The sequence below is a fragment of the Pirellulales bacterium genome (genome assembly GCA_019636345.1).
Taxonomy (GTDB): domain Bacteria; phylum Planctomycetota; class Planctomycetia; order Pirellulales; family Lacipirellulaceae.
Genome location: JAHBXQ010000003.1, coordinates 601,209 through 620,909, shown reverse-complemented (window position 1 = coordinate 620,909; position 19,701 = coordinate 601,209). Strand labels below are relative to the sequence as shown.

Here is a 19,701-nt window from a genome sequence, read left to right as displayed (position 1 = left end):
TACGCTCCGTCATTTGACCGTGAATCGAAAAGAGCGGCTAATCCGCTTATCCCATTCCTTAGGTGGTTCTCGGAATCCAGCTTCGCGCAGCTTACGTTCGATTGGCAACCGTTCGATACATACCAAATATTCTCCTTTGCCCAGCTTGCCCACGGGAATGATCGCGATGTGTTGAGTTGATTCCGCCGCTTCGTGCGGAGTGAAGCGGTACTTGACTACGAATGTGCGCCCTTGTTGATTGATTTCCACCAGTTCCAAGCTACCACCAAGAAAACGAGTGAAGACGACAAGAGAAACCGGAGCGTCGCTGGTTAGTTCGGGCTGTTTCTCGTTGCCCAATTCGTGTTTGTTGAATTGATGAAACGCTACGGTGTCAACTCCGTTGACGGCGACTCCGGGATCATCCTGCCATGAATCGCGGATGTGCTTCAGGAGCGGCAGCATTATGGGCGTGTTGTTTTTTGCCTCATTGAGGCTGGTCAAGTCGCGAGTGTTCGGAATGCGTAATCCCCAAACCTTCTCCAATGGGATCGTTACCGACTCTGTCTCCTCGGCGTTAACTTGTGACCAACCTGCTGCTATAGCGAACACAACCAGTAACCATCGCATGAGAAGCCCTCCAAGTGTTCCGTGCGTGAACCTACCCGACAATCGCTGCGGCCGTAAAGCAATCCCCGTATTTTGAGAGAGCTAGCCCCGTTGAAGCAAGGGAATTGATAATTTCAGGGGGCAATCCCCTACGCAACATATGGGCAACGCTGGTCGCCGAGGCGTTGCGCCAGGCGATCCAGGGGTAGCCCAGGTTGTCCTCAACCTCCCACGGCGCAGCCGCAAGAGGCATCCCGTTGCCACGCGGCGCTCCAGGTTGGGGCGACGGTGGGGGGATGCTTCTTGCTTGCGCACCGGTTGAGGACTCACGGGCTGTGAATCGCAGAGTGCACGGAGCCCGCCCCCCCGCGCAGTCCCAAAGCCCAACGTGAGTGGCATTGGGCGCTAGCCCCCGATGAAGCGCAATCACGCGCTACGTCAACTCAAGCATTCTGGACCGCGTCAAAGCACCAAGCCGCGCCAACCGTCCACCGGCGGCTAGCGCCGTCCGCTCATGGCGCCGCGCCGCCCCTTGCGTTCATTCTCGACGATGCCGCGGCCCACGTTTTCGGCAGAATCCCGCGGAGGCGAGTGGTACAATGCGGAGGCGCCGGTCGGGTGGCGATAGACCAAGACCGAGGCACGTGGCAAGTCGCACGGGCGTCACGTCGGCGCCACCCGACTGGGCGGAGTCAATCAACATCGTCGATTGTCCCCTTTGCCGCGTAAACTCAAGCCCCGCCGCTGTCCGAAAGTCATGCGCGATCGCAAGGCCATGCGTGAAGGATGCAAACAGTGAATCAATCACAACGTCCGTCCAGATTAGATTTCCTGTTGGCTTTGCTGTTCGTATCAAATCTATGCGGGATGCTTGGTACGTATCCACTTTGTTCTTTTGCCACCGGCCTAGGAAAACTCGCCATTCTAAGCCATTACCGAGAGTTCGACTTGAACGGATTGATCAATCGCGAAGCAGTCGATCAGTTTGACAATGGCAGATTTGCCGGAGAATGGACGCAGATTCCAGATTTCTTAGGGGCTCAGGCATTCCGGCATGTCGAGCTGGCGGCAGTTTGGATTTCCATCGCGTTTGGCATCAATCTTGTATTCGTCACTATAGCGTGGATGCGCGTGGTGCAATAAAGATGTATGGCTTGGCTTCCCACGCTGAATCCAATCGGAATCCGAATACGCCACGCCAGAAGGGAGTTGCCGAAGGAATGTTTGGGATCGACGCCAAGCCCTGTAGTGCGTCGTCGACTGCGGCTGAAGTAAGGGTGCTCTTCACAGAGACTACCGCCCGGACGTTTTCCGGGAAGGTTACGATCACACCCGATTCTCTGAACAGCGGTGCGTGCCTCCTGGTATCGACAATTAGCAAGTCCTGTTCTTTGCTCCGCATCTTCAATTGGCTGTCACGAACGACGAACCCTCTGGAGCATAGGTAGCCAGCCGGAAGAAACCGCTCAAAGACGCTTTGAAGTAGGTATTCCTTGTGGTGCCCGTCAGATAGAAAATGAGAATCTCCTATCAACTGGCGGATTCTGTCGGCCTTGCTTGCCAATTCAGAGGAAATCGAGCGGAAGTACGCATGCACGTTGGCTTCGATAGGCAAGTTACCGCTCCTTGAATTGCAGGACTGTGGTCATGAGGGAGTTAAATGACATTCTGGCGGCGGCCACGGAGGCAATCCACGCTGATTATTTTCTACTCCCCATTGATGGCGGGCCAGCGGTGTCCCGCGAACGGGTTTACTGCTATGAGCTATATCACCAATTGCGGCTGCGATGGCCGGAGGGGTGTGACTACAGCCTAGGCGGTGAAGTAGACAAGCGGAACCACCCGATACTTAAGGACCTTGAGGCCGACAGATGCATACCCGATTTGTTGGTGCATACCCCCGGCGACATGCGGGGCAATGCCGCAATCATTGAAGTAAAGGTCTCCAAGGGGCTTAAGGCCAAGCATATTCGGAAGGATATTAGGACACTGTCACGGTTCGTAGTCGACGTTAGATACCAGCGGGCCATCTATCTCATTTACGGCCACACCGCAGATAATCGGCTATTGAACCGAATTGAGAGAATTGCCGTCTCGGAATGTCGTTGCCTGATTGAGCTGTGGACGCACATCGAGGCTGAAAGTGAGGCAAGGCATCAGCGGACGATAATTCCACAAGTGCTCAACGAGGCCGTGATTCCTTGAATGTGGATTACTGTCTCCACAATTTTCCAGAGATATTGTCAATAGTTGACGCGGCGGCAAAAAGTAGTTGCAACGATCGATCACCACTTGATGTTGAGTCATACTGTTCGAGCACACCACAAGATCATATGCCTAGCCTCTGCGCAGAGGACTTTTTGCCGCCGCGTCAATAGTTGTGGACGGCTCGTGAATCAGGCGGCGTCTTGTTCGAGTTGGATTCCGTCTTTGAAGGGGATTCCTTGGATGTCACCGAGCATTTCAAAACCGGCCAGTCGCGTGATGTTGGAACCGGCCGGGGGTGAGGGATGCTTCTTGGTTGCGCACCGGTTGAGGACAACCGGTGCTACCCTGGGGGGCGCGACAAGGCCGGAATCGTCCCCTCAATTCCCCGCAGGATTCCGCTAGAAAATGGGCCGCCGCATCGCGTAGAACAGATCCTGCCAGCCGCGCGATTCGCCGTCGCCCACGACGCCGTCGCGCGTGGAAAACGACCCGCGACGACCCGCGACGGGGCGCGAGTTTTGCTCGCCCGCCGCGAGTTTTGCCAGCAAAATCAGCCGCCCCGCGATCGGCGTCCCGGCGCGCAAGACGTTGGCCCCCAACACGTTCGGCAAAGTCTCCCCCGCCCCGCTGCCCGGAGTTTTGCACGAGATAATGATGGAGTTTTGCTCGCCGGCAAAATGACGACACGCTCCCCGTCCCTCGGCCGCTCACTGCTGGCGCACCGCTCACGGTGACCGACTCGCGCTGCCGTGATATCGATGGCACTGCGTGCAACTGCTGCCTGCGGCTTGGGGGCGATGGCAGGCGGCGCAGTCGGCCTTGGCGAGCGGGGCGAAGCCGGGGGTGAAGGCCGTCGGGTCGTCGTGGGCGTAGCTGGTCGTCGCGACGCCGGCGGCGAGTTGATGGCAGGCTTGGCAATCGCGCAGCTCGGGTTGGGTCATGTGGGGAGCGTGCGAGAAGCGGGTGAGGGACGCGGCGCCGGTGCGCTGGCCCTGGTCGGCTCGCCACTGCACCGCCAGCCTGCCCGCGGGGTCGCGCTCCAGACTATGGCAACTGCCGCATTGGCCCGGGGCGGTCGGCTTGACGAGATCACGGAGAAGCGGGTCGGCCAGCGCAGCGCGGTCGTCGCTGGCGGCGGCCGCGAGGGCCTCGAACCACGCGACGAGCGCGGCGTCGGCATGGCCGCTCGCGCGGTAGCGGATGACGAGCGCCGCGTCGTCGAACTCCCAGGCGCCGAGCGGGCCGAGGGCGCGCGCGGCCGGGAGGTCGGTCGCAGAGGTCGCGGCCGCAGGGACGGAGTCGGGCGCGACGGCGTCAGGAAGAAGTCGCGCGAGCCAAGCCCGCGCGGCTGCGGGCGCCAAGCCGGGGACGAGGGCTTCGACCGTGCCGCCTGCCGCCATCTGGCCGAGCGCTCGCTTGTACGCCCCGACGACCTGCGCCGCCGCGGCGAGTTGCTTGTCGTCCTCGGGATCGAGGTCGTAGAAATCGAACCGCGGCCCCAACACGGCCAACCCGGCCGCCCCTTGGGGGTCGGCCGCGACGAGCAGCTTGGCCGCCGGGGAGAGCGGGCCGTCGAAATCGCCCTGGGCGTCGTCGGGCCAATCGCCGACGTCGTGCCCCGCTTCGGCCAAGGCGTCGACGTCGAGCGTCGGCAGGGCGAACACGGCGATCCCCGGCGCCAGGCTCGTGGCGATCCCCGCGTCGTGGCACTCGCGGCAGGCAGCGTCGTAACCGTGAGTCGTCATCCGACCGCCGGCGGAGTCGAGCTGGTGGCAGGCGGCGCAGGCGAACTCGCGCCGCTGTTCGGGATAGTGCTTCGCGTGGTGCGAGCCGTGGTCGAACGCGATCCGCGTGCGACGCCTGTAGGGCCAATCGGCGAACTCGGGGTGGGCGCCGGCGAAGCTGTCGTAGCGCACGGCATGACATGCTTGGCAGGCGGCGCCGGCGATCGCCCTCAGGTCGTGATCGCGCCCTTGGTGTTCGCGGTGGCATGCGCTGCAGGCGATCGGCTCGTCGGGATCGCGGCGCGGGGCGCCGCCGACAGCCCGCGGCAGCGAGACCGGGTCGAGCGTATGGGCCGCGGTTGCGTGCTGCGGGGCGAGGCGCTTGTCGTGACACGCCATGCAGAGCGCGGTTTGCGTCGGCGCGGCGGCCGCTCCGGCGATCCCCGCCGCGGCCGACGCCGGCACGATCAGCCCCCCGCCGGCAGCGTGGCATGCCGCGCACCGCTCGGCCGCACGCGCGCCTGTGAGCAACTGGGCGTGATGAACCGACAACGGCCCGGGGGCGATCGCCTCGCGCCGCCAGTCGGCCGCCAGCAGGATCAAGAGCGCCCCCAGCGCCGCCACGGCCGCCGCGGAGACGAGCTGCCCTCGTCGCGAACGGAGCGAGCGAAACGGGGTGCAGCGATACGCGATCGCGCACTCCCCCTGCGGGCCGGGGCCCTCGGAACACGGCCCGCCGCGCAGGGGGCTGCGATTGCAGAGCCACCGATCGCCGTCGCGCACGGGCCGGCAGGCCGAGGCGCCGGGGCACGCCCCGCGGTCCGTCGGGCCCGCCGGGCACGGCTCTCCTTCGTGCGACAGCCCGCACCGCCACGGCTGATGCGGCCGATCGTACGGCGAGTCTTCGAGGTTGTTGAGCGTGAACCTCACGCGCCGCTCCCGTCGTACGCGTGGGCCAGCCAGGCATGCAGCGCCGCGGTCAGCAGCAGCGGCAACGTCAGGCCGATGTGGACGAACAACCACGCTCGCAGGCGCCACTGCAGCGATTCGTGAAAGTCGAGTTCGTCGCGCCGCCGCACCAGCGAGAACAGGTGCTCGGCGATCTCGCGCTCGGCGTCGGTGAAGTAGCGGGTCGCCTCGGTCAGCTCGGCCAACAGCAGCTTGCGGCGGGTCATCGTGGGATAGAGCCGGTATCCCCACCCGCGGCGGCGCTCGAAAAAGTCGTGCAGCCGATCGCGGTAGAACTCGCCCAGGGTCGTCGCCCCGGCGGTCTTTACGGCCGTAAGAACCGCGTTGTGGGCGCGGTCGCGCAGTTGCCCGCGAAGCATCGGGATGCGTTCGTAGATCACTTCCTCGCTGACGCGGCTCAAGCGGCGGGGCAACGTGCGGGTCCAGTACAGGCCGACCGCGCCGCTGAGCATGGTCGCCGCGTAGAGGGCGAACAGCGTCCCCTCGAGCCAGCCGTTCGGCCAACGCAGCGGGGCGTGCAGCGCCAGCACGCCGGCCGACGCCAGCGCCGCATAGACGTGCCCCTGCAACCACGCGGCGCTCGAGCCGATCGGAAGCGCAGGGAACCGTTTGCGTATGTTGTAGAGCGCACAGAACGCCACGATCGCCAGCAGGATCCAACCCGTGAAGAACGCCGAGGGGCGCAGCGCCAATTCCAGCCGGCGGGTTTGCCACGTCACGAGCCCCAGCGCCGCCAGCGTCACGGCGGCGTTGGTCAATCGGCGGCGAACGAAGTAGCGCATCGGGGGCAACGGCGGGGCGCAGGCGCGACAAGGTTCGAGCGCCGTGGTCGTCACCGCGCGACCCGCCCGAACCGCGGGTCGCTAGCGTACCGGTTTTTGCCGCCGCGGCGAAGGCGAGGGCGGCAGCGAGTCGCGGTGCGCAGGCCGCACGGCGAACTTCAGCGCGAGGCCCACCGCGACAGTTCGCCCAGGTTGCCCAAATCCAACCGCAGGAGCGCATCGTGCGGGCAAGCGCGCTGGCACGCCGGGCCGCCGGGCAGACCCGTGCAGAGATCGCACTTGGTCGCTTTGGCGAGCGGCTGGCCCGTTTGCTCGTCGGTGTACAGCGCCCCGCGGCGGTCGCGGATCTCGACCATGCGGATGTTCTCGTAGGGGCAACTGTTGGCGCACGTCGCGCAGCCGATGCAGGTCGGGTCGTCGATCCGCACCACGCCGGTCGCCGGATCCCGATGGATGGCCGCGGTGGGGCAGCCGATCATGCAGACCGGGTCGACGCAATGCATGCACGCGTTGGCCGCCATGAACGGACCCTGGCGAACCCCCTGCCGCACGAATCGCGGGTTGTTGTCGTGGGTCGCCGCACAGGCTCGGACGCAATCGTCGCATCGCGTGCAGCGGTCGAGATCGATCAGCATGGCGTGCTGACCGTTCACGAGTCGCCGATCGACGAGCAGTTCCAACAGCCCCTGATCGACTCGCTCGGCCGGGGTCGCGGTCCAACTGGCGGCGCGGCGATTCTGCTGGGCCTCGGCCAGCAGCGTCTCGACCCTTGCCGAGGAGACGAACGGAAGCACCAGTTGCGCAAGCGCCGACGCCGGGATCCGCAGCACGTCGACGTAGCCCAACGCCCGAAGCGAGGAGTCCCACGCAGTCGGCAGGCCGGCGGCGGTTTCGAGTGCTTCGCCCAGGCCGAACGCTTGCCCGCGCCCCAGGTACGCCGTCGTGCGGTGTCCGGCCCCGTAGCTGCGGCTCTGCCGAGCGAAACCGTTGCGGATCAGGATGAGCCCGTCGCACGGCAACCCCTCCTCGGCGATCAACGGCTCGTCGACAATCGCGTCGCCGAATCGGCGGGCGACGGTCGCTTGGTACGTGCTCTGCCAGTCGAACTCGCCGTGCGTCTCGAACGCCGTCGCGTCGGCGACGCGCTCGAGTTGCTCGGGAGAGAGATCGGCCAACAGCGGCGTTTCGCGCAGGTGGACCCGCAGGCTGTTCTCGCGGTACAGCCGCTCGACGTGCCGCCGCAGTTCGTCGGTCCGCCGCATGAGGTCGCGGAGCCCTTGCCAGCGAATCTCCAACAGAACCGCGTCGTCCTCGGCGATCACCGTGGCGGTCCGCTGGCTGCGGGTCAAGGCGGCGAGCTCGCCGAACATCTCGCCGACGCCCAAAACGACCGAGTTGGTTCCCTGGAGGATTCGCGGCAAGTCCTGCACGAACACGCGGAGAGGCGCAGAGGCGTCGTCCGCGGAGCGCCGCAAGCGGACGTCGTTGGGGGAAATCCCGGGCGAGTCGCGCATCTCAGGCAGCCGCGGTCGGCGCCACGCCGCGGCGAGCAACGAACGCCAATTCGGCGCAGGAGGCGGCGTGCGTTCGAGCAGCGCTTTCCCCAGCCCCGCGACGATCACCCGAACCTGGCCGCGAAGCACGGCGAAGGCGCTGTGGCCGTAGTCCCCCTCGCGAACGACGACGTCCCCCGGCTGGCAGCGAACGAGCCGGCAGTCGTTGCGCAGGATCTCGCTGAGCGGCAACGACGGGGGAAATGCGGTCGGGTCGATCCGACGGAACGGCTCGACCTCGAGCAGGTGCTCGACGTCCGTCTCGCGCAGCCCGGCTCCGAACGGCTGATCCCAACGCTGCGGGCGAGCGACGGCGACTTCCATGGCCGGGAGGGAGGAGTGTGCGGCGACGGGCAGCGAGCGCTTGGCGGCGCACTCAATCCCGGCGAGCAAGGAAGGTTGATTGCTTGAGGCCCGTCGCGTGCGGCGCCGGCGGCTCGCGCGGTCCGCTCATCGGCTCCCGGTCGTGGCCTGCCGCTTGTACGCCGCCGGCGGGGGCAGCAGCGGGTCGAGCGCGGCGAGCGTCGTGCCGTCGGCGGTCGCGGCGAACTGGAGCGCAGCTTGCGAGATCGTCTCGGCCGCGGCGACGAGCGCGGGGCCGTTGTTCAACTTCAACTGCACCTCCAAGGCCGCCGCCAAGGCCGCCTCGATCTGCGGATTGTCGGTCAATTCGGCAATTTGGTACAGGCGTTTTTTTTGCGCAGCGGCTCGCTGGGCGGCGGTCACGCCGTAGGTCGCCTTCTCGGTGGCCGCGGCGGTGGCGCGCAGACTCGCTTCCAAGTCCGCCAACACGCCGACGACGAACATCACCCGCAATCGCTCGGGAGTCGATGGCACGAGCGACTTTCCGTCGCTCGCCAGGAAGTTGTGGTGGATCATCCCCTGCGACCACGCGACCAGTTCGAAGTCTTTGGTCCCCGCGGCGTGGCCCCCAACGTTCACCAGCTTCTCGTCCGGCGATGTGTGGCACGCCAGGCACTGCCGGGCGACGAGGTACAGATTCGCCGGGTTGTTCATCCCCGCGGCGACGCTGGCCGCGAGCCGCTGCTGGCGATGCTCGGTCGATTCCATCGCTTTGGTCACGTTCGGTCCGCCGTAGTCGGCGTGGAGGTCGATCCAATCACGGGCCCCGCCGTGGCACGACTCGCACGAGACCCCCGCGACGATCCGCTGCCGGCCGTCTTCCTCTTGGCATGTGTAATGGCACTTCGTGCAGACGTCGTTGCGTTTGACGCTGCGAAGCCCCAGTTTGTCGGCGATCGCCTTCGCTTCGGGCTTGCGATGGAGCGAATCGAACGTGGCGAAGTGGGGCGTCGTCTGCCACACGTTCACTTCGTTCTGATGGCACTTCGCACAGGCCTCGGCGCCCACGGTCTTCGCCGGGTCGCAACGGACGAATCCTTGCTCGTCCTGAAAGGCCCCTTCGGCCCCGTGGGAGGCGACCGCGCACACCAGCGCCAACAGCGCAATCGCGGCCATCGCCCCGATCACGCGAAACGGTTTGATCTTGCGGGTCATAGGGGTCGCTCCGACGAACCAGCGCGCAGAGAGTTTTGCAAGCTTAGGTCACGGTGCGCGCTCGGGCGGCGTCCGCTCACGCGTCGATCGTGACGTCCCCGGCCGGGCGGGCGATGCAGGCGAGGCATTCGCCGTCGAGCAGTTCGACGCCCGGCGGTTTGGCATGTTCGACCCGCCCCGCCAACAGCGCGACGCGGCACTGCCCGCAGCTCCCCGCACGGCACCCGGACTCAAGCCGCACCCCCCCCTGCTCCGCGAGCGCAAGGAGCGACGGCTCGGCGCCCTGCCACCGCAGAGTTCGGCCGCTCCGCACGAACTCGACGGTGCAAGGATCGGTCGCCGTGGCGGAACCCAAGCCGCGGATGCTCGCCGGGCCGAACGCCTCGTAGCGGATGTGCTCGATCGGCACGCCCCAGGCGACGAGCGCGGGGACGAGCTCCTCCATCAACGGCCCGGGGCCGCACAGGTAATAGCGAAAGTTGTTCGACGGCAGATTCCGCTGCAGGCAGGCCAAATCGATCCGCCCCAGGGCGTCGAAGTCTTGTCCGCGACGATCGACCGGCAGCGGGCGCGAGTAGACCGTGTGGAGCCGCAATCGGGGGGACTGCCGAGCCAAGTCGGCCAGCCGCGTGCGAAACGGATGCTCGCGGCTGTTGCGAAAGCCGGCGAAAACATACGCCTCCCGCGGGTCCTGCGCGTACGCCAGCGCCGCGGCCATGCTGAGCACCGGCGTCACGCCGATTCCCGCGCCGACGAGCACCACCGGCGCCTCGTCGGCGGGGTCGAGAAAGAACGCGCCCTGCGGGGCCTCGACCTCAAGCCGCGAGCCGGCGTGGACCTCGCGGTGAAAATAACAACTCGCCCGCCCCGGCGACAGATCCGGCCGGTCGGCGGGCGCCGGCACGCGTCGCACCGTTACGCGGTAGTAGTCGTCCCGCGGCCGCTCGGAGAGCGAGTAACACCGCACCGTCGGCGGCTCGTGCGGCGACGTCGGCAGATGGAACGTCAGGTACTGTCCCGGGGCGAACCGCGGCAAGGACCGACCGTCCTCAGGAATCAGGTAGTAGCTGCGACAGTCGCGGGTCTCCTCGACGACCGCCGAGACGCGAAAGCTGCGCGTGCCGACCCACGCCTTGAACGCGGGGTTGCCCGCCCGAGCGACGGCCAGCGCGGCATCCAGTCGGTCGGCGAACCGATCGCGCCGCTGTTCGGTCGACGCCGCGGCGCTCCGTTCGCGGAGCCAGAGCTTCGTCGCCTCGCCGGCGACGCGAAGCGTCGCCCCGCCGAGCATCGCGGCGCCGGTCAGCATGCTCACAGTCGAGGCGTCGAGGGACATCGCAGGGACGGGGGTCGTTTGATTGTGGGCGCCAAGGAGACGGCGAAAGGATCGCAGCAGCGCAATGCTCGCAACGGCGGCCGCACCGTCCGTCTCTCGCCCCCATCGACCGCGCCGGCCCCTTGGCCCCGGTCTCGCTCGCCCTGTTCCGATGGTGCGGGTCGCGTCGACGTTGCCGGCGCCGCGCCGGGCTTCTGGGCGCCGGCCGTCGGGTTCCGCCCCCGTGGCCGACAGGGGCGACGGATACTTGGTTGGAAACGGTCGAGTCGCCCCGGACGAGGACGCCTGGGCTCGCCGGTATTCCTGGAATCGCTCCCTGGAATTGCCACGCACTATGTCCGCCGCGACCATCCGCAACCGCGTTCTGCGTAGCGCCGACGACGATTGGCGCGTGCTGCTGGAGCAAACCTTCGCTCCCGCGACGGTCGAGCGGCTGCTGCGCGAGCCCGAGCTGCTGGCCGGCCGGTCGTGCGAGGCGACGATGCTGTTCGCCGACTTGCGCGGGTTCACGGCAATCGCCGAGGGCCTCCCCCCCGAAACCGCCTTTGCGCTGTTGGGGGACGTTATGGAACTCCTCTCCGACGCGGTACTGCGGCACGAGGGGGTGGTCGTCGACTACTACGGCGACGGTCTGGCCGCGATGTGGAATGCGCCCCTCGAACAGCCGCACCACGCCGATCTCGCCTGCGGCGCCGGGCTGGCCATGCTCGAAGAGATGCCGGCGATCGCCGCCACCTGGACTGAGCGGATCGGCCTGCCGTTGGAACTGAGCGTGGGGATCCACACCGGAGTCGTTCAGGTCGGCAACGCCGGGACGCGACGCCGCTTCAAGTACGGCCCCCGCGGCAGCGCGATGAACATCGCCAGCCGTGTGCAGTCGGCCAGCAAGCAGCTCGACGTTCCGCTGGTGGCGACCGCGGCCGTGCGACAGCGACTCACGGGGGAGTTCACCACCCACCGCCTCTGCACGGCGCGGCTCCCCGGGCTGGAACAACCGCTGGAGCTGATCGCGGTGCAACGGGCCGCCGACGAGCAGCGGGTGCGTGACGACATCGAACGCTACGCCGCGGCGCTGGCTGCGTTCGAGCGAGGCGATCTCGACGCGGCCGAGCGCGGACTTGCCGACCTGATCGCCCGCGGCGCTTCGCCCGCCGCGAGATTTCTGGCCGCCCAAGCCGCCGCCGTCCGCGGCAACCAACTCGGCCGCCGCGCCGGCGACACCTTTCGCCCCGGCGACGGGGTCGTCGAGATCCTGTCGAAGTAGAGCGCTGCGAGAAGTCGGCCGTTTGATTGCCGACGTCCAGCGCCGTCGCTCTGACGCACATCAGCTCGCGACCAAACGACACGCTCCGAACGTCACCGTGGTTCCGCCGCGGCTGGGAGCGGCAAGCGGGCGGCCGCGTCGATCGCCTCGCGAGTCGCGGGGAGCCAACTCCCCCCTGGCGGCAACAGAAACTGCACCCACGAGCCGGCGAAGACCTGCTCGTACATCGGCTCCATGAGCCAAGGCCGGCCGTCGCGCGTGGCGAGGGCCCGGCTGCGCGTCGCGTCCGGAGACCGCCCGCCCCACGCAGTGAGCCCCGTCTCGTCGAACTGAAAGATGCACTCGAAGCGATCGAACTCGATCAACGCGCCGTCGTCGTCGCCCGCGTCGCCAATCGTCGCTCCCGCTGCCAAAGTGCACGAGAGCGATTGAAGCGCCGCGCGGAGAATCGAGACGCTTGCCGCAAGATCGTCCGATTCGACGGCGCCGGCGAGCGATTCGACCCCGGCGGCGCTCCATCGCAACGTCGCATCGGAGAGCCGAACCGTTCCCGAACAGCGATGAACCGAAGTCGCCGGCACGATGCGCCGCACGTCGAGCGGACCCGCCGATCCGGCAAACGTGCCCGACTGCAACCGTCCATCGACGACGTTCCAGTTCCACACGCCGCTCAGCCGGGCCGCCGGCCAGCTTGCCAGCGGCCAGCGCACGTCGGCCACGACCCACCCGGGGAGTTCGCCCGCCGGGGCGTCGAGGGCCAGCACAATCGCAGCTTGGCCTGCCACATCGATGCGTCGCACGACCGTGAGCTTCACGATGGCCGCGTCGGCGGCGACGCGACCGTCGTCGGCGACGCGGCCGAGGATGGTCAGCCGCCGCTGCGGCGCGCCGTCGCTCTCGCTGCAATCCAACCGCACTCGCACGTCCTGCAAGGACCACGCAAGCGCATGCGACGCCGCCCGCTCTGAAGGCCGCTCAGCGCTCGTGCTTGGACGCCGGATCGAGTCCGGGTTGGCGACGGGTTCGCCCCCGCCGACGATCGTCAGTTCGTCGATCGCCGCGTCGCCGACGAGCGTTTCGTCGGCCAACCAGCGTTCCGCGGCCGTTGCCAAAGCGGCCAAGCCAGGGACGGGAAGTTCGAGCCGCGCGACATGGAGCGACTGCCGCCCCGCAAGACGCTGCGTGAGGAGCCGCTCCAGGGAGGCGAGCGTCGCACCGGTCGTCCCGTCGGACAGCGCGAGCGAGCCGCAGCGGGTCACACCCGGCCGCGGCTCGTCGGCGGCGTCAACAACCGTCGGAGTGAGCAGCCGCGCTTCGACCATCGCCGCCGTGCGCCCGTCGCCGCCGGGCCGCAGCTTGGCCCCGATCCACGCCGCGACGACGCACGTCGGCGCCACGCAGAGCGCGAAGAACGCGCCGCGGCAAATCCGTTTGCGGTCGGTTTCGTGAAGCGAGAACATCCGTGTTTCGCGTGATACGAATTACTCGTCCGCGTCTTGCGAACGTTTCAAAGTCAAACTTTTTTCAAAGTCGATCGGGAATGACCAATGACCAAATCCCAATGACCAAGGATTTGAAGATAAACTCTTCTGCATTGGTCATTGGGAATTGATCATTGGTCATTTCCTCATCGCTCCGCCGCCATTTCCAGGAACAGCTTGTACCGCGCTTGCATCTCTGCGAGGCTGTCGCCGCCGAACTTGTCGACCAGCGCGACGGCGATCTCAAACGCCACGACGTTCTCGACGATCACGCTCGCCGCGGAGATCGCGCAGACGTCGCTTCGCTCGTAACTCGCCTCTTCGCTTTCCTTCGTATCGAGATTGATCGACGCGAGCGGCTTGCGGAGCGTGCTGATCGGCTTTTTCGCGGCGCGGATCACCAGCGGCTGGCCGTTGGTCATGCCCGCTTCCAGCCCGCCGGCGTTGTTGGTGGGCCGCTGGTAGCCAAGCGTAGGGGTGTGCTTTTTCGACTCGTCGTAGTGAATGGGGTCGTGCACCTGCGAGCCGCGGCGGCGGGCCGCCTCGAACCCCAGCCCGATCTCGACCCCCTTGATCGCCTGCACCGCCATGACCGCCTGGGCGAGCCTGCCGTCGAGCTTGCGATCCCACTGGGCGTGGGTCCCCAGGCCGAACGGCAAGCCGTGGACCTGCACCTCGACGACCCCGCCGAGGGTGTCCCCCTCCTTGCCGACTTGGTCGATGAGCTGTTCGATCGGCTTGTCGCGCGCCGGGTTGAGGCCGTAGACGGAACTGGCGTCGCGGATCGCGCGCCACTCGGCCAGCGTGCCGGCGATCGGCTCGATCTTCTCGGGCCCCACTTCGGCAACGAAGCCGAACACCTCGATCCCAAACGGCGCGAGCAACTGCTTGGCGAGCGCCCCTGCGGCGACGCGCACGGCCGTCTCGCGGGCGCTGGCTCGTTCGAGAATGCCGCGGATGCTGCCGAGGTACTTCACCGCGCCGGTGAGATCGCCGTGCCCAGGGCGGGGGCGCGGGAGGTCCTCCAGTCGCTCAAGCTTGTAGTCGCGATTAACGACCTCCAGCGCGATCGGGCTGCCGAGGGTCACGCCGTGCCAGACGCCGGTCCGCACGTCGACCGTGTCGGTTTCGATCCGCTGCCGCCCGCCGCGACCGTACCCCCCCTGGCGTCGGCGCAGCTCGACGTTGATCGGCGCCTCGTCGACAGTCACCCCAGCGGGGAAGCCATCGATGAGGGCCAGCAGTGTCTTGCCGTGGGATTCGCCGGCGGTCCAGTAACGAAGCATCAACGCAAAGGGGGAAGGCGGAGGGGGGAATGGCGGATGAAACGACGAAGGGTCACCTAGCCCCGGGTCATTGGACCCAGGGCTAAATGGGCGCGCAAGCGGCCGAATCGACAACGGGCCGGAAGAGTACGCCCCCCTCCCGGCCGCCGCAAGGCGAGCAAACCTTGAGTTTACTCTAGGAGGCCGAGGCGGAATAGGCAAAGCCTTGCTTCGCCGGTCTGATAACCTTGCCGCAGCCGTTCGAGACGCCCTAGAATTCGGCCATGGACGCATCCCTCGTCGCCGCCGATGCCTTTCATCGCACCGTCGATCCCATCCTCAGCCTGCTCAGTCCCGAGCAGGCCGACCAGATCGCCAACTTCCACGGCGATACTCGGCTTCAAGCTCGGATTGCCGAATTGGCTGTGAAGGCGAACAACGGCGATCTGACGCCCGAAGAGCAGGCCGAGTACGAAGGCTACGCCCAAGCGAATCGCTTCCTGGCCGTGCTTAAAGCAGGCGTTCGCAGGCTCTCCGATCCAGCTTCGCCTTCGCCATGAACGAAGCGACGCGCCGGATCGTGCGCGAACGGGCCGGCTTGCGATGCGAGTATTGCCAACTCGCCGAGGCTGACTCGCTGGTGGCTCGATTGCAAATTGAGCGCATCATCACGTGCAAACATGGCGGCGGCGACTCGCTCGACAACTTCGGCTGGCGTTAGGTGAGACGCCGCGAAAGCCACGTTGATTGTTTTGCTATTGCCTAGAGTCTCCAATTCAAGGCGAATAACCATGCGGAATTGCTCGAGAGCAAGAACCCGCAGTATCCCAGCAGCAAGAAAACAAATCGCCGAAGGCGAGTTTCGCGATTCCACGCGATCATGGACCTGATGTTCATGCGAACGGCAGCCCCGTGATCCGCTCGCATGCTTCGACGTACTTGGCCCGCGTCCCGGCGACGATCTCCGCGGGAAGCTCGGGCGGAGGGCTGTTCTTGTCCCAGCCGCACGTGCTGAGCCAGTCGCGGACGAACTGCTTGTCGAACGACGGTTGGCTGCGACCCGGGGCGTAGCCGGCGGCGGGCCAGAATCGCGAGCTGTCGGGGGTCATCGCCTCGTCGATCAGGATGAGATTGGCGAAGTCCGCCGTGCTCGGGGACGAGCCGGCTCGCTCCGCCGGTTCGTGCTCGGGGTCGGAAAGCAAGCCGAACTCGAACTTCGTGTCCGCCAGCAAGATCCCCACGCTCTCGGCGTGCGCGGCGCCGCGACGGTAGAGATCGAGCGTGCGGCTGCGCAGCTCCTCGGCCAGCGACCCGCCGACGATCTCGCACATGCGATCGAACGAGATGTTCTCGTCGTGCTCGCCCTGCTCCGCCTTCGTGGCCGGGGTGAAGATCGGCTCGGGCAGCCTCTCGCACTCGCGCAACCCCGGGGGCAACGCGACGCCGCACACCGTGCCCGACTGCTGGTACTCCTTCCATCCGCTGCCGGCGAGATAGCCGCGCGCAACGCACTCGATCGGCACGACGCGGGTCTTCTTGACCAACACGCTCCGCCCGGCGAGGACCTCGCGATCCCCCTCCGCGGGAAGCCGCATGCGGGCGACGTCGGTCTCCACCAGATGGTGCGGCACGCCCAAGTGCGTAAACCACCAGTTGCTCAGCGTGGTCAGGACCCGCCCCTTGTCGGGAATGGGGGTGGGGAGCACCCAATCGAACGCGCTGATGCGGTCGGTGCTCACCAAGAGCAGCTCGTTCCCCAGGTCGTACACGTCGCGCACCTTGCCGCGACGACAGGGGAGATTCGGCAGGTTGGTCGTGGAGACAAGCATGAGCAGGCGTCGTCGGCAGTCACTGGTTCACAGAAGCAATCGAGGCGGCGCGCCTCTGGGGGCCGAATATACCGCACCCCGGCCGTCGCCAGCAGGCCCTGCGCAACGCACCCGGCGAGCGGGGGGAGCGAGCCTCCCGTTCAGCAGAACAGTTCGCTCAGGAAATCCGTTCGACGGTGTGGAGTCTCCGGCTCCTCAAGCAGGGGCTTGCGCCCCGCTCGCTTTGGAGTCCCGTACGCAGGGGCCCGGCGGTAGTGATACCATTCGCCAAATTGATGGGTGGCTGGGGTCGAACGAAGTGAGCCCCCAGGGGATCCCCTGGGGGCTCCGCTGCGCTGCGACCCCAGGCACCCTTCCAAGACCGCAAAAGGTGTATCACTACCGGCCCGGCGGCGCGCTTGTGAGCGGTCCTTGAGGCCGCTAAAATCGCCTCAGGGCCAGAGGTTTTTGCGGCGGCGGGCGACAGTGGGGCGCTGACGCCCGGCTGCGACCCCGATCTTCGGCGAGGCGCCCCGATGGGACAATTGCGGTTTCGTCTGCACGACCGGAACCGTCTTGCGCCGGAATCGCTGGCGCGCATCTTCGTCGCGGGGGGGGACGACATCCCCTGGGCCACCCACGCCCGGTTCGAGGGGGACGTACTGGTCGTCGAGCGAGCGGTCGACGAGTCGGGCTACGTGTACGTCCCCTGGGAAGTGACCGGCGCGGGACGCCGGTTGCTGTCGACCAGCACGCTCATGGAACGGAGCGAGCCGTACCTGCTCGAGGTCGAACTCGCCCGCGGGCTCATCCACCGGCTCCGCAGTCGGCTGTTCATCTGGGAGTTCATGGGGCTGGTCCCCCCGCCCGACATGCTGCAGCGGCTGCGGTCCGCGACGCGGCAATTCGGCCTTGCCGCCACCAATCAGCGCGACCCCGCCGCCAGCCTGGCCGCCAACGCCGCAATTGCCGAAGCGCTCGCCGTGTCGGTCGAACTGGTCAAGAGCTACGCCGAGCAAACCCTCGCAGCCCGCCAACGGCAAACCCCCGCGGGGACCTTGCTGGGGGTGACGCTCGGCACGACGACTCCCAGCGTGAAGACGCGCCGGCAGGTCGTCGACGCCTGCACAATCGCTCAACTGCCGGTCGCGTGGCGGCAAATCGAACTGGCCGAGGGGCGCCGCGACTGGCGCGTCACCGACGAACAACTCTCATGGTGCCAGACCGCGGGGCTCAAGGTGGCCGCGGGACCGCTCCTGCAGATGGACGACCGCGGCATCCCCGACTGGATGGTGCTGTGGGAGGGGAACGACGAAACGCTCGATCGAGTCCTCTTGGATCACGTGCGGGCGGTCGTGTCGCGGTACGTGGGGCGAGTGCACTTGTGGCACGTCGCCTCGCGAGTGAGCAGCGGCCGGGTGCTGTCGCTCGACGAGGAGCGAAAGCTCAACCTCGTCGCTCAGGCGGTGCAAACGGTGCGGCAACTCGATCCGCGGACGCCGACCGTCGTGTCGTTCGACCAGCCCTGGGGCGAGTATCTCGCCGGCGGGGACGAAGATTTGGCGCCCTGGCACTACGCCGACGCGCTCGTGCGGGCCGACCTGGGGATCGCCGGGATCGGGCTCGAGGTGAACGCCGGCTACTGGCCCGGCGGCTGCACCCACCGGCCCGCGTTCGAGTACGGCCGGCTGATCGACCAATGGAGTCTGCTGGGGCTGCCGCTGATGATGATGCTGTCGGCCCCCAGCGCCGGCGGGCCCGACAAGCGGGCCTCGCCCAAGATTCGAGCCGAACCCTTGGGGCTCACCGAAGGTCCGGACAAGGCGGGGCATATCGACCCGCAATACGCCTGGGCATCGGCCGTACTGCCGTTGCTGTTGGCCCGCAACAGCGTGCAAGTCGTGTTGTGGAACCAACTCTCCGACGCCGAACCGCACGAGTTCGCCCACGGCGGGATCGTCGACTCGCACGGCAAGGAGAAACCGACGCTCGCCTTGCTGCGGGAACTTCGCAAGAACTGCTCGGCGTGACGGGCGCGGACGGAACGATTCACGAACCTCGCGCAACGTCGCGAGTTTAACGCCAGCGACAGCGAGGCCGACCGATGGGCGACGCTTGCGAATGCATCACCGACGACGTCGCTCGATTCATCGAGCGGCAGAACGTGTTTTTCGTAGCAACCGCGCCGCTGGCGGCTGCGGGGCGGGTGAATTTGTCGCCCAAGGGGCTCGATTCGTTGCGAGTGCTCGACGAACTGACCGTCGCGTATCTCGATCTCAACGGCAGCGGGGCCGAGACGATCGCCCACCTGCGCGAAAACGGGCGGATCACGCTCATGTTCTGCGCGTTCGAGGGCCCGCCGAACATCTTGCGGATGCAGGGGACCGGCGAAGCAATCTTCCCCGGTTCGACGGAGTACGCGGCGTTGGCCGAGCGATTGCCGGCGCTGCCCGGGATTCGCGCGATCATTCGCGTGCACTGCCAGCGGATCAGCTTCTCGTGCGGCTTTGGCGTGCCGCGGTACGAGTACGTCGAGAACCGCAGGCAACTCACGGCCTGGGCCGAGCAGAAAGGGCCCGCGGGACTGGCCGAATATCAGCGCAAGAACAACCGCGTGAGCATCGACGGCTTGCCGGCGCTGGACGTCTAGGAAAACTCGATCCTCGAATTACGAAATCCGAAACAGACTCGAATCGCCAAACTCGAAACGGCGCCGGCGGAAGCCGCTGCCCGATTTCAGTCCTTCGAGATTCGGATCTGCTTCGCAGTTCGAGCTTCGCAGGCTAGGGCCGCTTACGCCCGCAGCCCAACCCCGGCGTCGCTCAGCACGCGGACCGCGCGACCCAGCACGGCGTCTTCGCGCGAGCCGTAGTTGGGGAGCGCTCCGTCGAGCCGGCACTGGTGAATCGCCTCGGCGCACTGGTCTTTGAGGTGGCAGAGCCGCAGGGCGCCATTGCGCTGCAGAACCCGCTTCTGGAGCATCACCAACTGGCCGATCAATCGACTGGGAATCACTTCGAGCTCGTCGAGTTCCAGCACCATGCGATAGATGAAATGCCGGTCGGCGAGCGACCAGAGCTTGTCGGCCACCTCCCCCGGATCTTTCTTGCCAGGATGCAGCTTCACGAACAACCAATCGGGGCCGCGATCGACTTCGACGCCCCAATCCTCTGCCGCCTTCTTCTTGACGTCAGCCATGACCACG

General features: G+C 66.6%; 19 protein-coding genes. 7 read left to right on the top strand and 12 right to left on the bottom strand.

The features are described 5' to 3' along the window. Positions 1-9: 9 nt before the first annotated feature. Positions 10-609 (bottom strand): hypothetical protein, encoded by a 600-nt coding sequence (locus KF688_10325; GenBank protein MBX3426064.1) that lies wholly within the window; start codon positions 607-609, stop codon positions 10-12. A gap of 774 nt (positions 610-1,383) precedes the next feature. Between KF688_10325 and KF688_10320 the strand changes: the two genes are divergently transcribed. Next, complete coding sequence (locus KF688_10320) at positions 1,384-1,731, top strand: hypothetical protein (GenBank protein ID MBX3426063.1); 348 nt, start codon at positions 1,384-1,386, stop codon at positions 1,729-1,731. On the opposite strand, the gene KF688_10315 is transcribed toward KF688_10320, so the two are convergent. Further along, a complete protein-coding gene (locus KF688_10315; protein ID MBX3426062.1) occupies positions 1,703-2,203 on the bottom strand; it encodes a hypothetical protein in 501 nt (166 codons plus the stop codon). The two genes, KF688_10320 and KF688_10315, sit on opposite strands and share 29 nt — an antisense overlap. A 32-nt stretch (positions 2,204-2,235) precedes the next feature. Between KF688_10315 and KF688_10310 the strand changes: the two genes are divergently transcribed. Continuing rightward, on the top strand, positions 2,236-2,793 hold the full coding sequence (locus KF688_10310) for a hypothetical protein (protein MBX3426061.1): 558 nt from the start codon (positions 2,236-2,238) through the stop codon (positions 2,791-2,793). Between the two features lie 401 nt (positions 2,794-3,194). On the opposite strand, the gene KF688_10305 is transcribed toward KF688_10310, so the two are convergent. The 6 genes from KF688_10305 to KF688_10280 all read right to left on the bottom strand — a co-directional run bounded on the left by KF688_10305 (position 3,195) and on the right by KF688_10280 (position 10,678). Then, complete coding sequence (locus tag KF688_10305) at positions 3,195-3,407, bottom strand: hypothetical protein (GenBank protein ID MBX3426060.1); 213 nt, start codon at positions 3,405-3,407, stop codon at positions 3,195-3,197. 114 nt (positions 3,408-3,521) lie between these two features. Then, a complete protein-coding gene (locus KF688_10300) occupies positions 3,522-5,450 on the bottom strand; it encodes a hypothetical protein (GenBank protein MBX3426059.1) in 1,929 nt (642 codons plus the stop codon). Then, the gene (locus KF688_10295; GenBank protein MBX3426058.1) at positions 5,447-6,271 is read right to left on the bottom strand and encodes a hypothetical protein; all 825 of its coding nucleotides are present in this window, start codon (positions 6,269-6,271) and stop codon (positions 5,447-5,449) included. The genes KF688_10300 and KF688_10295 overlap by 4 nt, the downstream gene beginning before the upstream one ends. A gap of 158 nt (positions 6,272-6,429) precedes the next feature. Next, entirely contained in the window at positions 6,430-8,148 is a 1,719-nt protein-coding gene (locus KF688_10290) for a cyclic nucleotide-binding domain-containing protein (protein MBX3426057.1), read from the bottom strand. 126 nt (positions 8,149-8,274) lie between these two features. After that, the gene (locus KF688_10285; protein ID MBX3426056.1) at positions 8,275-9,303 is read right to left on the bottom strand and encodes a cytochrome c family protein; all 1,029 of its coding nucleotides are present in this window, start codon (positions 9,301-9,303) and stop codon (positions 8,275-8,277) included. A 115-nt stretch (positions 9,304-9,418) separates the two neighbouring features. Beyond that, positions 9,419-10,678, bottom strand: a complete 1,260-nt coding sequence (locus KF688_10280; GenBank protein ID MBX3426055.1) for a 2Fe-2S iron-sulfur cluster binding domain-containing protein — start codon at positions 10,676-10,678, stop codon at positions 9,419-9,421. 334 nt (positions 10,679-11,012) lie between these two features. Here KF688_10280 and KF688_10275 point away from each other — a divergent pair, with 334 nt between their 5' ends. Further along, complete coding sequence (locus tag KF688_10275) at positions 11,013-11,942, top strand: adenylate/guanylate cyclase domain-containing protein (GenBank protein ID MBX3426054.1); 930 nt, start codon at positions 11,013-11,015, stop codon at positions 11,940-11,942. A 92-nt stretch (positions 11,943-12,034) separates the two neighbouring features. On the opposite strand, the gene KF688_10270 is transcribed toward KF688_10275, so the two are convergent. Continuing rightward, positions 12,035-13,402 carry a hypothetical protein gene (locus KF688_10270; protein ID MBX3426053.1) on the bottom strand — a complete coding sequence of 456 codons (1,368 nt, stop codon included), beginning with the start codon at positions 13,400-13,402 and terminating at the stop codon, positions 12,035-12,037. Between the two features lie 167 nt (positions 13,403-13,569). Continuing rightward, positions 13,570-14,709, bottom strand: a complete 1,140-nt coding sequence (gene aroC / locus KF688_10265) for a chorismate synthase (GenBank protein ID MBX3426052.1) — start codon at positions 14,707-14,709, stop codon at positions 13,570-13,572. Positions 14,710-14,972: 263 nt separating this feature from the next. On the opposite strand from aroC, the gene KF688_10260 reads away from it, so the two are divergent. Together KF688_10260 and KF688_10255 are read left to right on the top strand one after the other, a co-directional pair. Continuing rightward, positions 14,973-15,248 carry a hypothetical protein gene (locus KF688_10260; GenBank protein MBX3426051.1) on the top strand — a complete coding sequence of 92 codons (276 nt, stop codon included), beginning with the start codon at positions 14,973-14,975 and terminating at the stop codon, positions 15,246-15,248. Continuing rightward, positions 15,245-15,409 carry a hypothetical protein gene (locus tag KF688_10255; protein ID MBX3426050.1) on the top strand — a complete coding sequence of 55 codons (165 nt, stop codon included), beginning with the start codon at positions 15,245-15,247 and terminating at the stop codon, positions 15,407-15,409. Before KF688_10260 ends, KF688_10255 begins: the two co-directional genes overlap by 4 nt. 172 nt (positions 15,410-15,581) lie before the next feature. Here the strand turns inward: KF688_10255 and KF688_10250 are convergent, their stop codons facing one another. Next, complete coding sequence (locus KF688_10250) at positions 15,582-16,517, bottom strand: phosphoribosylaminoimidazolesuccinocarboxamide synthase (protein ID MBX3426049.1); 936 nt, start codon at positions 16,515-16,517, stop codon at positions 15,582-15,584. A 515-nt stretch (positions 16,518-17,032) separates the two neighbouring features. Here KF688_10250 and KF688_10245 point away from each other — a divergent pair. Next, on the top strand, positions 17,033-18,526 hold the full coding sequence (locus KF688_10245) for an endo-1,4-beta-xylanase (protein ID MBX3426048.1): 1,494 nt from the start codon (positions 17,033-17,035) through the stop codon (positions 18,524-18,526). Positions 18,527-18,600: 74 nt separating this feature from the next. Continuing rightward, a complete protein-coding gene (locus KF688_10240; GenBank protein MBX3426047.1) occupies positions 18,601-19,146 on the top strand; it encodes a pyridoxamine 5'-phosphate oxidase family protein in 546 nt (181 codons plus the stop codon). Positions 19,147-19,289: 143 nt separating this feature from the next. Here the strand turns inward: KF688_10240 and KF688_10235 are convergent, their stop codons facing one another. Next, positions 19,290-19,694, bottom strand: coding sequence for a hypothetical protein (locus tag KF688_10235; GenBank protein ID MBX3426046.1), 405 nt, complete (start codon positions 19,692-19,694; stop codon positions 19,290-19,292). Between the last annotated feature and the right edge of the window lie 7 nt (positions 19,695-19,701).